Annotated in this window: 13 protein-coding genes; 5 read left to right on the forward strand and 8 right to left on the reverse strand. The window is 70.6% G+C overall.

What is annotated here, in order from left to right; genetic code table 11:
- Positions 1–230: 230 nt before the first annotated feature.
- From ACO2TI_RS07900 to ACO2TI_RS07915, 4 genes are all read left to right on the forward strand, one after another.
- Positions 231–848 (forward strand): hypothetical protein, encoded by a 618-nt coding sequence (locus ACO2TI_RS07900; RefSeq protein WP_423283345.1) that lies wholly within the window; start codon positions 231–233, stop codon positions 846–848.
- An 80-nt stretch (positions 849–928) separates the two neighbouring features.
- Positions 929–1,348 (forward strand): DUF6173 family protein, encoded by a 420-nt coding sequence (locus ACO2TI_RS07905; RefSeq protein ID WP_423283347.1) that lies wholly within the window; start codon positions 929–931, stop codon positions 1,346–1,348.
- 31 nt (positions 1,349–1,379) lie between these two features.
- A complete protein-coding gene (locus ACO2TI_RS07910) occupies positions 1,380–1,664 on the forward strand; it encodes a toxin-antitoxin system TumE family protein (protein WP_423283349.1) in 285 nt (94 codons plus the stop codon).
- Positions 1,661–2,014, forward strand: coding sequence for a MarR family transcriptional regulator (locus ACO2TI_RS07915; protein WP_423283351.1), 354 nt, complete (start codon positions 1,661–1,663; stop codon positions 2,012–2,014). Before ACO2TI_RS07910 ends, ACO2TI_RS07915 begins: the two co-directional genes overlap by 4 nt.
- Positions 2,015–2,721: 707 nt before the next feature.
- On the opposite strand, the gene ACO2TI_RS07920 is transcribed toward ACO2TI_RS07915, so the two are convergent.
- The 8 genes from ACO2TI_RS07920 to ACO2TI_RS07955 all read right to left on the reverse strand — a co-directional run bounded on the left by ACO2TI_RS07920 (position 2,722) and on the right by ACO2TI_RS07955 (position 12,146).
- Complete coding sequence (locus ACO2TI_RS07920) at positions 2,722–3,786, reverse strand: adenosine deaminase (RefSeq protein ID WP_423283352.1); 1,065 nt, start codon at positions 3,784–3,786, stop codon at positions 2,722–2,724.
- Positions 3,786–4,841, reverse strand: a complete 1,056-nt coding sequence (locus ACO2TI_RS07925; protein WP_423283354.1) for a Rieske 2Fe-2S domain-containing protein — start codon at positions 4,839–4,841, stop codon at positions 3,786–3,788. The genes ACO2TI_RS07920 and ACO2TI_RS07925 overlap by 1 nt, the downstream gene beginning before the upstream one ends.
- A 105-nt stretch (positions 4,842–4,946) precedes the next feature.
- Positions 4,947–6,104 (reverse strand): BMP family ABC transporter substrate-binding protein, encoded by a 1,158-nt coding sequence (locus ACO2TI_RS07930; RefSeq protein WP_423283356.1) that lies wholly within the window; start codon positions 6,102–6,104, stop codon positions 4,947–4,949.
- Positions 6,105–6,166: 62 nt separating this feature from the next.
- Complete coding sequence (locus ACO2TI_RS07935) at positions 6,167–7,087, reverse strand: ABC transporter permease (protein ID WP_423283358.1); 921 nt, start codon at positions 7,085–7,087, stop codon at positions 6,167–6,169.
- A 1-nt stretch (position 7,088) separates the two neighbouring features.
- On the reverse strand, positions 7,089–8,234 hold the full coding sequence (locus ACO2TI_RS07940) for an ABC transporter permease (RefSeq protein WP_423283360.1): 1,146 nt from the start codon (positions 8,232–8,234) through the stop codon (positions 7,089–7,091).
- The gene (locus ACO2TI_RS07945; RefSeq protein WP_423283362.1) at positions 8,228–9,844 is read right to left on the reverse strand and encodes an ABC transporter ATP-binding protein; all 1,617 of its coding nucleotides are present in this window, start codon (positions 9,842–9,844) and stop codon (positions 8,228–8,230) included. Before ACO2TI_RS07945 ends, ACO2TI_RS07940 begins: the two co-directional genes overlap by 7 nt.
- Positions 9,845–9,870: 26 nt before the next feature.
- Positions 9,871–11,175 carry a guanine deaminase gene (guaD, locus tag ACO2TI_RS07950; protein ID WP_423283364.1) on the reverse strand — a complete coding sequence of 435 codons (1,305 nt, stop codon included), beginning with the start codon at positions 11,173–11,175 and terminating at the stop codon, positions 9,871–9,873.
- A complete protein-coding gene (locus ACO2TI_RS07955) occupies positions 11,172–12,146 on the reverse strand; it encodes a LysR family transcriptional regulator (protein ID WP_423283365.1) in 975 nt (324 codons plus the stop codon). The genes guaD and ACO2TI_RS07955 overlap by 4 nt, the downstream gene beginning before the upstream one ends.
- 70 nt (positions 12,147–12,216) lie before the next feature.
- On the opposite strand from ACO2TI_RS07955, the gene xdhA reads away from it, so the two are divergent.
- Complete coding sequence (xdhA, locus tag ACO2TI_RS07960) at positions 12,217–13,758, forward strand: xanthine dehydrogenase small subunit (protein WP_423283367.1); 1,542 nt, start codon at positions 12,217–12,219, stop codon at positions 13,756–13,758.
- Positions 13,759–13,765: the final 7 nt, after the last annotated feature.

Consider the following 13,765-nt stretch of genomic DNA (forward strand, 5'->3'; position numbering starts at 1 on the left):
AATCGGGCATGCTTATGGGTGTTCATCCGGGTCGGCTCTTTGGGTTGGATTGAGGTTTGGCGACTTCCAGTCTCTCAAACCCCATCCGGATGAACACCCGATACAACCTATTGAAGCTTCACAGCTAGGTGACGCCGGCCTGACGGCGAGGAACATGACCAGGCCCGTTCGACACTGACCCAGGGCATGGGCAACGGCAGATCGCCGCCGCCCGCAAGCAGGAGTCCAACATGAACGAGTTCCATGCGTTGCCGGTGCAGTTCGCCCCCGTTACCGGACTGACCCTGTGCGCGTCGCGGCCGCGCGCGAGCCTGCGCGACCCGGCGCTGCGCCTGTACACCGACCTGCGCAGCGGCGCCGTCGTCGTCGTGCAGCCCGACGACAGCGCCGACTCGACGCTGGCCCTGCTGGTGCGCGCCGGCGTGCGGATGGCGCTGGTGGGCAGCGTGCGCGAGGGCAGCGGCGACGTGCAAGGCCTCGTCACCGCCTCCGACCTGGCCGGCGAGCGCGCGACGCTGCGCGCGCTGGAGCGCGGCGTCGCGCACCACGAGCTGACGGCCGCCGACCTGATGACGCCGCTGTCGCAATGGCCGTCGGTCGAGTTCGGCGCGCTCGGGCGCGCGCAGGTCGGCGACGTGATCGCGACGCTGCGCGCCACCGGCCGGCGCTACCTGCTGGTCACCGAGACGTCGATGACGCAAACGCCGCTCAAGAGCGGCGTGCCGGTGACCCGGCTGCGCGGCCTCTTCTCGGCCAGCCGCATCGAACAGGCGCTCGAGACGGCGCTGCCCGAAGACCTGCAGTCGCGCAGCTTCGCCGAGCTGCGCCACGCGCTCGACCACGCCTGAGCCTCGTGCGGGCAGGCACGCGGCCTGCCGGCGACAGGGCATCGGCGGAACTCGCTTCGCCTTGCCGGCCGGAGGCCCACGTGACCGATACGCCCGCATCGCCGCCGCTGGGCGCGACGGTGGTGCCCGTCCCCTACGAGCCGCCCTCGCCGTGCACCGAGGAGGCGGCCCGCAACCCGGCGCAATGGATGTACGAGCGGCTCAAGCAGTACATCAAGGACTTCGAGCGCCATCTCGACGACGATCACGAGATCGCCGCACGCCTGGTCTCCTTCGGCCAGACGCTGACCTTCCACATCGAGGACATGGGCTACTTCGGCCCGGACCTCGTCACCTTCTTCGGCAAGAACGAGCACGGCGAGCCGGTGCAGCTGGTGCAGCACGTGTCGCAGCTGAGCGTGCTGCTGGTGGCGTTGAGGAAGCAGGAGGAGGTGCCGAGGAGGATCGGTTTCGTGCTGGACAGAAAGGACGGCCGCGGCGTACCGCCTGGAGGCGCTTGACAAGAGCCAATGTATTGCCAGAATGCAATACATGCGTGCGACACCGGTCGCCCGCGTCAAGGAAGTTCACGACGACGGGTCCATCATCGAGATCGTCATCTGGGAGCTGCCCGAGCCATTGCCGCCGTGCGTGCATCGCTACAAGTACCGCCTGTACTTCGGTGCGGCCGGCGTTTGCCGGGTGCGCTACGACAACGAGCGCGGCAAGGGCGATCACCGACACGTCGGCGATGACGAGCAGGACTACGTGTTCACGACGATCGACCGCCTGATCGCGGACTTCCAGCTCGACGTCGAGCAGTGGAGGCAGTCATGAAAGCCATCATCGAGGTTGCACGCCGGGGTTCCGTCTTCGACGTCGCTCGCCGGCAGGTCGAGCAGGCGCGGCGCGGGCGGCCGGCCGACTTCAGGCTTGGCTTCGAATCGGCTCGCGCGCTGTTCGCCGAGCTGACACCGGCGCGACTCGACCTGCTCGAGACCTTGCGCAGCGTCGGCCCGTGCAGCGTCTATGCGCTGGCCAAGGCCGCCGCGCGGAACTACTCCAATGTGCACTCGGATGTGGCGCGGCTCGAAGAGCTGGGGCTGGTCGAGCGCGTCGAGGACGGCGGCGTTTCGGTGCCGTTCGATGCGGTGGAGATTCGGGTGCCGCTGGCGCGGGTGGCGTAGGGGGCGGGTTTCCCCTGCGGGGGGCTGAAGCAGCCTCTTCTAGAGGCTGAAGCTGCCCCTGCGGGGCAGAGCCGGGATGTGCGCCCGGCGGCGCACCTACTTTTCTTTGCTTCGCCAAAGAAAAGTAGGCAAAAGAAAGGCGACCCCCGCTCAGGCGCCCGGCTGCGCCGGGTGCCCTGCGGTGCTCGCGAAGCGGGCGCGCCGCATAACTCGCTGCGTTCGCTGCGCTCACTGCGCTCGAACAAAGCGGCGAGTCAGAGGTTGATGCGCGCTGCGCGCGCCGCCCGCTTCGCTGTGCTCCTCGGCGCCATCGAGGGGGCCCCAACGTCAACGGCAACACACCCCACGCGTGGGTTTGGCTGTTGGGGTTGGGGTTGGTGTTTGTCTTTGGGGCCCCCTGGGAGGCGCCGAGGAGCGCAGCGCAAGGGGCGGCGCGCGTGAGCGCGCTTCAACCTCAAACTCGCCGCGACTGTTCGAGCGCACGAACGCAGTGAGTGCAGCGAGTTAAGCGGCGCGCCCCTGGAGCGAGCACCGCAGGGCACCCACGGCGCAGCCGTGGGCGCCGGATCGGGGGTCGCCTTTTCTTTGCCTACTTTCTTTTGGCGAAGCAAAAGAAAGTAGGTCGCCCGCCGGGGCGAAATCCCGGCCCTGCCCCGCAGGGGCAGCCCAGCGCCGCAGGCGCGCAGCTGCCCGCAGGGCAGCCACCCTCACCCCCCAGCAGCAGCAAAAAACGCATCCACCTGCTGCCCCAACTCCCTCCTCGTCCCCACCGGCAGAAAGCTCGCCTCCATCGAGTTCCTCGCCAGACGCCACGCCTCCACCACCCCCAGCGACGGCAAGGCCCCGAAGGTCTCGCTGAAGTTGCGGTTCAGGTAGCCGCCGAAATACGCCGGGTCATCCGAGTTCACCGTCGCCACCAGGCCCGCGTCGAGCAGCCGCTTCATCGGATGAGCGGCCAATGTCGGCACCACGCACAGCTTCAGGTTCGACAGCGGGCACACCGTCAAGGGCACGCGCTCGCGCGCCAGGCGCGCGACCAGCGCGGGGTCTTCGAGGCAGCGCACGCCGTGGTCGATGCGCTCGGCCTTGAGCACGTCGAGCGCGGCCTCGATGTAGGCGGGCGGTCCTTCCTCGCCGGCGTGCGCGACGATGTGCAAGCCCAGCTCGCGGCAGCGCGCGAACACGCGCGCGAACTTCTCGGGCGGGTGGCCGCGCTCGCTCGAGTCGAGGCCCACGCCGATGAAGTGCCTGCGGTAGGGCAGCGCCTCTTCCAGCGTCGCGAACGCGTCCTCCTCGCTCAGGTGGCGCAGGAAGCACAGGATGTAGGAGACCGACATGCCGAGCTCGCCGAGCGCGATGTCGGCCGCGCGGGTGAGGCCGTTCATCACGGTGGCGAAGGGCACGCCGCGCGCGGTGTGGGTCTGCGGGTCGAAGAACACCTCGGCGTGCACGACGCCGTCGGCCGCGGCGCGGTGAAAGTAGGCCAGCGCCATGTCCTCGAAGTCTTCCTCGGTCAGCAGCACGCTGGCGCCGGCGTAGTAGATGTCGAGGAAGCTCTGCAGGTCGGTGAAGGCGTAGGCCGCGCGCAGCGCCTCGACGCTTGCGTACGGCAGCGCCACGCGGTTGCGCTGCGCGAGCTCGAAGATCAGCTCGGGCTCGAGCGAGCCTTCGATGTGGATGTGCAACTCGGCCTTGGGGCAGCGCTCGATCAGCGCGGGCAGCGCCTCGGGCGCGATGCGCGCGGGGTCGAAGGGGAGAGACGAGGAGGCCATCAGCAGACTCCGAAGGTGATGCCGCGCTCGCGCAGCAGGCGGCGGTAGGCCGAGCTCATGCGGTCGGCGGCGCTGTGCAGCTCGCGCACCGGCGCGGCGTCGGTGATCGGCAGCAGCTTGGGCCGCTGCGATTCGAGCACCGGCTGGTCCTGCGTGAAGATCGTGTGCTGGAAAGCGGCGATCTCGTCTTCGTTCGACTCGAAGTCGGTCAGCGCCATGCGAAACCACACGCGGCTCGTCTCCTGCGTGAGCGGGCAGACGAACAGCGCGATCACGTCGCGGTACCCGCCCGGCGCATGCTCGGCCATCGCCTCGGGCGCCTTGGTGAGCACCGCGTTGAAGGGCACGAGCGGCGCGGTCGGCACTTCGTAGCCGTAGGCCACCTCGCTGCCCTCGCTCGACAGCCGGTTGCTCTGGGGCTGCCAGGCGCGGCAGTCGAGCGCGCACAGCGTGCCGTCCGCGCGCGTCTCGACGCGGTAGGCGTTCATCGCCAGGTGCTGCCGGTCGCCGAGCCAGCCTTCGTGCACCAGCCCGAAGTGCGAGAGGTCGAGAAAGTTCTCGACGATGCGCGGCGCGCTCGCGGCCACGTCATACGGCCCGACGACGAGCTTGCGCAGCTGCGCATCGGTCTCGGCGGCGGCGATCGTCGCGCTGGCCTGCGACGGCGGCACGATGGCGCCGGCGACGTCGAGGCGCACCCACACGAGTCCGGCCCATTCGCTGGCGAGGTAGGCGCAGGCGCGATGGCCTTCGGGCGGCGTGAACGCCGGCAGCGCGGGGATCGCGACGCAGCGCGCATCGCCGGCGAAGCGCCAGCCGTGGTACGGGCACTCCAGCACGTCGTCGACCACGCGGCCCATCGACAAGCGCGCGCCGCGGTGCGGGCAGTGGTCGGCGAAGGCATGCACGGCGCCGCTCGCGTCGCGCCACAGCGCGAGGTCCTCACCCATCAGCGATGCGGCGACAGGCGCGGCGGCCGCCAGCGCATCGCTGCGCGCGACGGGGTGCCAGCAGGCGCGCTCGACCGGCGGTGCAAGGTTCGAAAGTTCAGCCAATCTCGTTCGTCCGAATCCACATCCCAGAAAGCACAAGGCCGCCCGAGCGATGCCCAGGCGGCCTGCGTTCGTGCGGACGGCCCCTTCAGCGGGCCGTCGTCATGCTCACTTGCCGCCGGGCACCTTGCCCTCGACGCCCTTCACGTAGAAGTTGATGCCGTGCAGGAACTTGTCGTCGGCCTTCACGTCCTTGGCGAGCAGCTCCTTGCCGTCCTGGCCGACGATCGGGCCGGTCCAGGGATGGAAGCTGCCGTCGGCGAGGCCGGCCTTGACCTTGGCGAGCTTGTCCTTCGCCTCGGCGGGCACCTTGTCGGAGATCGACACCAGGTCGATCGCGCCTTCCTTGACGCCCCACCACACGCCCTCGCTCTTCCAGGTGCCGTCGAGCACGTCCTTGACGGCCTTCTTGTAGTACGGCGCCCAGTTGATGACCGACGAGGCGAGGTGCGCGTTCGGGCCGAACTTGCTCATGTCGGAGTCCCAGCCGAAGGCGAACTTGCCGGCCTTCTCTGCCGTCTGCAGCACCGCGGCCGAGTCGGTGTTCTGGAACAGCACGTCGGCGCCCTGGTTGATGAGGCTTTGCGCGCCCTCGCCTTCCTTCGGCGGATCGAACCACTTGTTGACCCAGACCACCTTGGTCTTGACCTTCGGGTTGACCGACTGCGCACCGAGCGTGAACGAGTCGATGTTGCGGATCACCTCGGGAATGGGGATCGAGGCCACCACGCCCAGCGTGTTGGTCTTGGTCATCGAGCCCGCGATCACGCCGGCCATGTAGGCACCCTCGTAGGTGCGCGAGTCGTAGGTGCGCATGTTCTCGGCCATCTTGTAGCCGGTCGCATGCTCGAACTTCACGTCCTTGGCGTCGGCCGCGACCTTGAGCATCGGCTCCATGTAGCCGAAGGTGGTGCCGAAGATCAGCTTGTTGCCGCTGCCGACCATGTCGCGGATCACGCGCTCGGCGTCGGCCGCCTCGGGCACGTTCTCGACGTAGCTCGTGACGACCTTGTCGCCGAACTCGGCCTCGACGGCCTTGCGCGCGTTGTCGTGCGCAAAGGTCCAGCCGGCATCGCCCACCGGGCCGACGTAGGCGAAGGCGATCTTCAGCGGCTCGGGCTTGGCGGGTGCGGCGGCCGAGGCCGGCTCGGCGGCGGGTGCGGGTGCCGCTTCTTCCTTCTTGCCGCAGCCCACCAGGGCAGCGGCGGCGGCGAGCGTGGCCCAGCCGGTGAACCGGATCAGGGCGCGCTTCGACGTAATCGTCATGTCGACTCCAGTTGTTTTGAAATGCGGGGGACCGATGGGCCCGCGCGATTATCAGACCGTGCTCAGCTGCCGGGGAAGAACGGCTTGCCCAGCGAGGCCGGCATGTTCACGCGGATCCAGGCCGGATTGCGCGAGATCAGCACCAGCACCACGATGGTCGCGAGATAGGGCATCGCCGTGAGCAGCTGGCTCGCGATCTGCACCCCTTCGCCTTGCAGGTGGAACTGGAGCATGGTCACGCCTCCGAACAGATAGGCACCGAGCAAGACCCGTGCCGGTCGCCAGGTCGCGAACGTGGTGAGCGCGAGCGCGATCCAGCCCTTGCCGGCCGTCATGCCCTCGACCCACAGCGGCGTGTAGATCACCGAGAGATAGGCGCCCGCGACGCCGCACAGCGCGCCGCCGGCCATCACCGCGAGCAGGCGGATGCGGCGCACCGGATAGCCCAGCGCATGCGCCGACTCCGGCGACTCGCCGACCGCGCGCAGCACCAGCCCGGCGCGCGAGCGGTAGAGAAACCACGCGAGCGCGACCGTCAGCGCGATCGCGAGGTAGACCATCGGGTGCTGCTTGAACAACGCCGGGCCCACGAGCGGAATGTCGGCCAGGCCCGGGATCTCGAATCGCGCGCGCTCGGGCAGGCGCTCTTGCGTGAAGCGGATGCCGACAAAGGCCGAGAAGCCCGCGCCGAACAGGCTCAGCGCGAGACCCGAGGCGTACTGGTTGGTGTTGAGCCAGATCACGAGCACGCCGAAGGCCGCGGCGAGCAGCGCGCCGGCGGCCGCACCGGCGCCGAAGGCCAGCCAGTCGCTGCCGGTGTGCACCGCGGTCGCGAAGCCGGCGATCGCGGCGACCAGCATCATCCCCTCGGCGCCGAGATTGACGATGCCGGCGCGCTCGTTGATGAGCAGGCCGAGGCCGGCGATGGCGAGCACGGTGCCGGCGGAAAGCGTCGAGGCGATGAGGAGAGCGAGTGCGTCCATGTCATGCCACCGGTTGACTCCCTCTCCCGCTGGCGGGAGAGGGTTGGGGAGAGGGCTCGGTCCGGCCGCTGGCAGAGGGAGATGATCGGGAAGCCGATTTCCACCGCACGCGATAGTGGATCAGCGTGTCGCAAGCCAGCAGCGCGAACAGCAGCAGGCCCTGGAACACGCCGGTGATCGACTTCGGCAGACCGAGGCGCGATTGCGCGAGCTCGCCGCCGATGTAGAACATGCTCATCAAGATGCCGGCCAGCACGATGCCCACCGGGTGCAGCCGGCCGACGAAGGCGACGATGATGGCCGCGAAGCCGTAGCCCACCGGCACGTAGGGCGTGAGCTGGCCGAGCGGCCCGGCCGCCTCCAGCCCGCCGGCCAGGCCGGCCATGCCGCCGGACAGCAAGAGCGCCGTCCACAGCGCGCGGCGCGACGAGAAGCCGGCGTAGCGCGCCGCCGCCGGCGCGAGGCCGCCGACTTGCAGCTGGAAGCCGGCGTAGGTGCGAAACAGGAAGACCCAGAACGCGGCCACCGCGGCCAGCGCGATCAGCACGCCGACGTGGGCGCGAAAGCCGTCCACCAGGCGCGGGATCTTGGTCGCGGCGGCGAAGGTCACCGTCTGCGGGAAGTTGTAGCCGGCCGGGTCTTTCCAGGGCCCGTAGACGAGATAGCTCAGCAGCATCTCGGCCACGTAGACCAGCATCAGGCTGACCAGGATCTCGTTGGCGTTGAAGCGGTCGCGCAGCAAGGCGGTGATCGCCGCCCAGGCCGCGCCGCCGGCCACGCCCGCCGCGAGGATCAGCAGCACGATCCAGCGCGAGGTGTCGGGGCCGGCCTGCATCGCGACGCCGCCGGCGCAGATCGCACCCAGCACGAACTGCCCTTCGGCGCCGATGTTCCACAGGTTGGAGCGAAAGCACACCGCCAGGCCCAGCGCGATCAGCACCAGCGGCGTCGCCTTGATCGCGATCTCGCTCCACGCGTAGGCGCTCTTCACCGGCTCGACGAAGAACACCTGCAGGCCGCGCAGCGGATCCTTGCCGAGCAGCACGAACAGGATCACGCCGACCGCCACCGTGATCGCCAGCGCGATCAGCGGCGAGGCGATCGACATCGCCTTCGAGGGCTGCGGGCGGGGCTCGAGTTTCAGCATGCTGCGCTCCCGCGTTGACCCTCACCCCCCGCCCTCTCCCCTGGCGGGGCGAGGGAGCCCATCTCGCCAGCTCCCTCTCCCGCTGGCGGGAGAGGGTTGGGGTGAGGGTCCAGCCACAAGCCGCTCATCCATTCGCCGATCTGCTCCACCGTCGCGTCGCGCGTCGCGACGCTCGGGCTCAGCCGCCCGCGCGCGATCACCAGCAGCCGGTCGGCGATCTCGAACAGCTCGTCGAGCTCTTCGCTGACCACCAGCAGCGCGCAGCCGGCGTCGCGCAGCTTGAGCAGCTCGCCGCGGATCTGCGCGGCGGCACCGACGTCGACGCCCCAGGTCGGCTGCGAGACGATGAGCAGCTTCGGCTTCGCGTCGATCTCGCGCCCGACGATGAACTTCTGCAGGTTGCCGCCCGACAGCGACTTGGCCGCCGCGTCCGGCCCGCCGGCCTTGACGTTGAAGCGCGCGATCAGCGCCGCCGCAAGCCCGCGCACCTCGCCGCTGCGCAGCCAGCCGGCCGCACCCACCGCGCCGGTGCGCGTGAGCAGCGTGTTCTGCGCCAGCGACATCGTCGGCACCGCGCCGCGGCCCAGCCGCTCCTCGGGCACGAAGTGCAGGCCCAGCCGCCGCCGCGCGCGCGGCGCGGCACGCGCGATGTCGGTGCCGAACAGCGTGATGCTGCCCGGCGCCGCGCGCGTGTCCTCGCCGGAGAGCGCGGCCATCAGCTCCTGCTGGCCGTTGCCCGAGACGCCGGCAATGCCGACGATCTCGCCGGCGCGCACCTCGAGCGAGAGCCCGGCGAGCGCGACGCCGAACTGGTCGAGCTTGGGCAGCGCGAGCCGGTCCACGCGCAAGGCGACGCCACCGAGCCTGGCTTGCCGGTGCTCCAGCGCCGGCGGCTCGGCGCCGATCATCAGGCGCGACAGGCTGGCATTGGTCTCGCGCGTCGGATCGACCTCGCCGGTCACGCGCCCTGCGCGCAGCACCGTGCAGTGGTGGCACAGAACGCGGATCTCGTCGAGCTTGTGGCTGATGTAGAGGATCGAGCAGCCGCGATCGCTGAGCTTGCGCAGCGTGACGAAGAGTTTTTCCACCGCCTGCGGCGTCAGCACCGAGGTCGGCTCGTCGAGGATCAAGAGCTGCGGATCGGTCAGCAGCGCGCGCACGATCTCGACGCGCTGGCGCTCGCCGACCGACAGCGTGTGCACCGGCCGCGCGGGGTCGACCTCGAGGCCGTACTCGCCGGCCACCGCGCGGATGCGCTCGCTCACCTGCGCGAGCGACTGGCTCTTGCCCAGGCCGAGCCAGACGTTCTCGGCCGCGGTCAGCGTGTCGAACAGCGAGAAATGCTGGTAGACCATGCTGATGCCCAGCTCGCGCGCCGCATGCGGGCTGGCCACCTCGACCGGCTGGCCGTTCCAGCGCATCTCGCCTTCATCCGGGCGCACCGCGCCGTAGATGATCTTCATCAGCGTCGACTTGCCGGCGCCGTTCTCGCCCAGCACCGCATGGATCTGGCCCGGCGCGACCTTCAGGCTCACGCGGTCGTTGGCCTTGACCGCCGGGTACTGCTTGCTGATGTCGACCAGTTCGAGTCGTAGCGGCGGCGTGGACATGGGTACGGCAGCGGGTTCGTGGCTGTTCAATGGCGCTGATATCGGCGCACACCGGCGACGCGCGTCTCGACGAGGTTGCGTTCGTCGCCCAGCGTCAGCCAGGCAAACACGCGCTCGTGCAGGTCTCGTGCCAAGGCGTCTCGGTGCGTCGCCACGGGCCCGCGAGCCCAGTCCCACACCGCGAGGTCGGCGAGTGTACCGGCGTCGAACGAGCCGATTTCCCGCGCCAGACCGAGGGCCCGTGCGGCGCCGCGCGTGGCCGCGTGCAGCAGCTGCCAGGCGCTGGGCTTGACGCCGCGCAGCGCCTGGACCTTGTAGCCGTCGGCCAGCGTGCGCAGCATCGACAAGCTGGTGCCGCCGCCGACGTCGCTGGCCATCGAGACATTCACGCCGGCCTCGGCCGCGGCGCGCCAGTCGAACAGGCCGCTGCCGAGGAAGAGATTGCTCGAGGGGCAGAACGCGATCTGCGCGCCGGTGGCCGCCAGCCGGGCGCGGTCGGCGTCGTCGAGCCAGATGCCGTGCGCGAGCACGGCGCGCTCGTTGAGCAGGCCGGCGCGTTCGTAGACATCGAGGTAGCTGCGCGCATCGGGAAAGAGCTGCGCGACCCAGCGCACCTCGTCCTCGTTCTCGGCGACGTGCGTCTGCATGTACAGGCCCGGCACCTCGCCGAGCAGGCGCCCGGCCATCGCGAGCTGCGCGTCGCTGCTGGTCGGCGCAAAGCGCACGGTCAGCGCGTAGGCGAGGCGGTCGCGGCCGTGCCACCTGGCGATCAGCTCGCGGCTGTCGGCCTCGGAGGACTCGAGCGTGTCGCGCAGGCCGTCGGGTGCGTGGCGGTCCATCAGGCACTTGCCGGCGACGAGCCGCATGCCGCGCGCCTGCGCCGCGGCGAACAGCGTGTCGGCACTCGCCTTGTGCACGGTGGGAAACACCACCGCCGCGGTCGTGCCGTGCGCGAGCAGCGCATCGAGGAAGCGCGCAGCGCCGTCGCGCGCGACGTGCTCGTCGGCAAAGCGGCTCTCGGCCGGGAAGGTGTAGGCCTCGAGCCACTCGAGCAGCGCGCTGCCGTGGCTCGCGATCACATCGAGCTGCGGGCTGTGGACATGGGTGTCGATGAAGCCCGGCGTGACGAGCTTGCCGCGGTGGTCGACGCGCTGGTAGTCGGCGCCCGGGGCCTCGGCCTGCACGCCGGCGATGCGGCCGTCGTCGATCAGCAGCCACGAGTCGGCGCGAAAGCGCACGCCCGTCGCCGCGCGCGGCGACGCGAAGCCCGGGTCGGCGCTGAAGTCGAGCAGGTCGCCGCGCAGGGCGATCTTGGAAGGAGTTGGGTTCACGATGTCTTGTTGCGGCCGCCGCCGAGTTCGCGCGCGACGTCGCGCACGCGCTCACGCAACCAGCGTGCCGAGGCGGTGTGGTGGCTCAGGTCATGCCAGAGCTGGTAGTAGACCAGCTGCGGAAAGGCGACCGGGCACCGCACCACGCGCAGCGGCAGGGTGTCCACGTGGTTGTGCAGGTAGCGCGAGCAGAACAGCCGTCCGGTCGTGAGCACCAGGCGCGAGCGCGCGACCATCAGCGGCGCGAGGCCGAAATGGGGCGTGCGCACCGCGATCTCGCGCGACAGGCCCTGGGCGGCAAGCTGCTCGTCGATCACGCCCTGCGCGCCGGCGGACATCGGCGTCGGCGCGATGTGCTGCGCAGCGAGGTAGCGCTCGGCGGTCCAGCTGCGCGGGTTGGTCACCGCCGGGTGGTCGGCCGCGACCAGGCACACGACCTCGTCGGCCAGCAAGCGGCCCAGGTGCAGCTCCTCGGGCGGCGCCAGCCAGTTGCCGATCACCAGGTCGACCTCGCCGCGAGCGAGGCTGCGCCGGTAGTCGAACTCGCGCGTGAGCGGCAGGATCTCGAGCGTGGTGGCCGGCGCCTCCTCGCGCAGGCGCGCCACCAGCTCGGGCAGGAACAGCGGGTCGAGGTAGTCGCTGGCGGCGATGCGAAAGCTCGTGGTGCTGCTCGCGGGATCGAAGACCAGCGCGGCGGCGCGCGCGCCGAACACCTGCTGCGCGTGGCGCAGCAGCTCGGCGGCCGGCTCCAGCAGCTCAAGCGCCACCGGCGTCGGCGCCAGGCCGCCGCCCGATCGCACCAGCAGCGGATCGCCGATCAGCGCGCGCAGCCGCTTCAGCTGGGCGCTGACGGCCGGCTGCGTGGAGGCGAGCCGCATCGCGGCCCTCGATACGCTGCGCTCGGTGATCACGGTGTGCAGGACCCGGACGAGATAGAGCTCGATGTTGTCGAAAACCGCCCGCTGCGCCATGCGACTGCCCGTATAGATGGAATCAGCGACATCGTATACACACGGGGGCGCAAGGGAGTACCTTTCGGGTATGTCCCAGGCTGATTCCGCGACCACCACCGGCACGCGCCCCCTGCGTTTCTTCCACCGCGGCGCGATCGTCGAGATCACGCACGCCGCGCCGACGCGCAGCGTCTTGCAGTGGCTGCGCGAGGACGCGCGCGCCTGCGGCACGAAGGAAGGCTGCAACGAGGGCGATTGCGGCGCCTGCACCGTGATGCTGGGTTCGCTGGCCGCAAACGGCTCGCTGAGCCTGCGCAGCGTCAACGCCTGCCTGACGCTGCTGCCGATGCTCGATGGCCAGGCGCTGTTCACCGTCGAGGACCTGAAGGCCGTCGCCGGCGGTGCGCTGCACCCGGTGCAGCAGGCGCTGGTCGAGTGCCACGGTTCGCAATGCGGCTTCTGCACGCCGGGCTTCGCGATGTCGATGGCCGCCTGCTACGAGCGCCACGGCGGCGCCGGCACCCGCCCGACGCGCCAGGAGCTCGCCGACGAACTCTCCGGCAACCTGTGCCGCTGCACCGGCTACCGGCCCATCTTGGATGCCGGCGAGCGCATGTTCGAACTGCCCGCCGCCAGGCTCGATGCCGGGCCGGTCATCGCGGCGCTGAAGACGCTCGCCGCCGACGCGCCGCTGCGCTACGAGGCGGCGAACCCGGCCACCGGCCGCGTCGAGCGCTTCGACGCACCGCGCAGCGTCGACGCGCTGGCCGCGCTGCTCGAGGCCGCGCCCGGCGCGCGCCTGCTGGCCGGCGCGACCGACATCGGCCTGTGGATCAACAAGCAGATGCGCGAGCTGCCGCATCTCGTCCACGTCGGCGCGGTGGCCGAGTTGAAGCGCGTGACGCTCGACGGCGACACGCTGGTGATCGGCGCCGCGGTGCCGCTCGAGGACGCCTGGGCCGCGCTGGCCGAGCACGTGCCGAGCCTGCGCGAGCTGTGGCTGCGCTTCGCGTCGCCGCCGGTGCGCCATGCCGGCACGATGGGCGGCAACCTCGCCAACGGCTCGCCGATCGGCGACAGCGCGCCGGCGCTGATCGCGCTCGGCGCCTCGCTGCGCCTGCGCCGCGGGCCGGGCCAGCGCGTGCTGCCGCTCGACGAGTTCTACGTCGACTACATGTCGAACCGCCTCGAGCCCGGCGAGTTCGTCGCGGCGATCGAGGTGCCCCTGCCCTCGCCCGCCGTGCAGGTGCGCGGCTGGAAGCTGGCCAAGCGCTACGACAGCGACATCTCGGCCATCGCCTGCGGCCTCTCGCTCACGCTGGCCGCCGACGGCACGGTCGCCGACGCGCGCTTCGCGTTCGGCGGCATGGCGGCGATCGTCAAGCGCGCGCGCGCGGCGGAAGCCGCCGTGATCGGCCAGGCCTGGAACGAAGCGACGGTCGATGCCGCCGTCGCCGCGCTCGCCGGCGACTTCACGCCGCTGACCGACCTGCGCGCCTCGCGCGACTACCGGCTGCGCGCGGCAGGCAACCTGTTGCGCAGGCTGTGGCTCGAAACGCGCGCCGACGCGCCGCTCGCCCCCTCGGCGACCAGCGTCTGGCATGCCCGGCTCGTGCCGGCCACCGCATGACGAGGCC

Origin of the sequence: Caldimonas sp. KR1-144, assembly GCF_049446155.1 — a bacterium.
Lineage (GTDB): Bacteria > Pseudomonadota > Gammaproteobacteria > Burkholderiales > Burkholderiaceae_C > Rivibacter.

Excerpts from the sequence above, each read along its gene's own strand:
- ACO2TI_RS07900 (WP_423283345.1), top strand. The coding sequence starts at position 231 with ATGAACGAGTTCCATGCGTTGCCGGTGCAGTTCGCCCCCGTTACCGGA.
- ACO2TI_RS07910 (WP_423283349.1), top strand. The coding sequence starts at position 1,380 with ATGCGTGCGACACCGGTCGCCCGCGTCAAGGAAGTTCACGACGACGGG.
- ACO2TI_RS07915 (WP_423283351.1), top strand. The coding sequence starts at position 1,661 with ATGAAAGCCATCATCGAGGTTGCACGCCGGGGTTCCGTCTTCGACGTC.
- ACO2TI_RS07920 (WP_423283352.1), bottom strand. The coding sequence starts at position 3,786 with ATGGCCTCCTCGTCTCTCCCCTTCGACCCCGCGCGCATCGCGCCCGAG.
- ACO2TI_RS07930 (WP_423283356.1), bottom strand. The coding sequence starts at position 6,104 with ATGACGATTACGTCGAAGCGCGCCCTGATCCGGTTCACCGGCTGGGCC.
- ACO2TI_RS07935 (WP_423283358.1), bottom strand. The coding sequence starts at position 7,087 with ATGGACGCACTCGCTCTCCTCATCGCCTCGACGCTTTCCGCCGGCACC.
- ACO2TI_RS07940 (WP_423283360.1), bottom strand. The coding sequence starts at position 8,234 with ATGCTGAAACTCGAGCCCCGCCCGCAGCCCTCGAAGGCGATGTCGATC.
- ACO2TI_RS07945 (WP_423283362.1), bottom strand. The coding sequence starts at position 9,844 with ATGTCCACGCCGCCGCTACGACTCGAACTGGTCGACATCAGCAAGCAG.
- ACO2TI_RS07955 (WP_423283365.1), bottom strand. The coding sequence starts at position 12,146 with ATGGCGCAGCGGGCGGTTTTCGACAACATCGAGCTCTATCTCGTCCGG.
- xdhA (WP_423283367.1), top strand. The coding sequence starts at position 12,217 with ATGTCCCAGGCTGATTCCGCGACCACCACCGGCACGCGCCCCCTGCGT.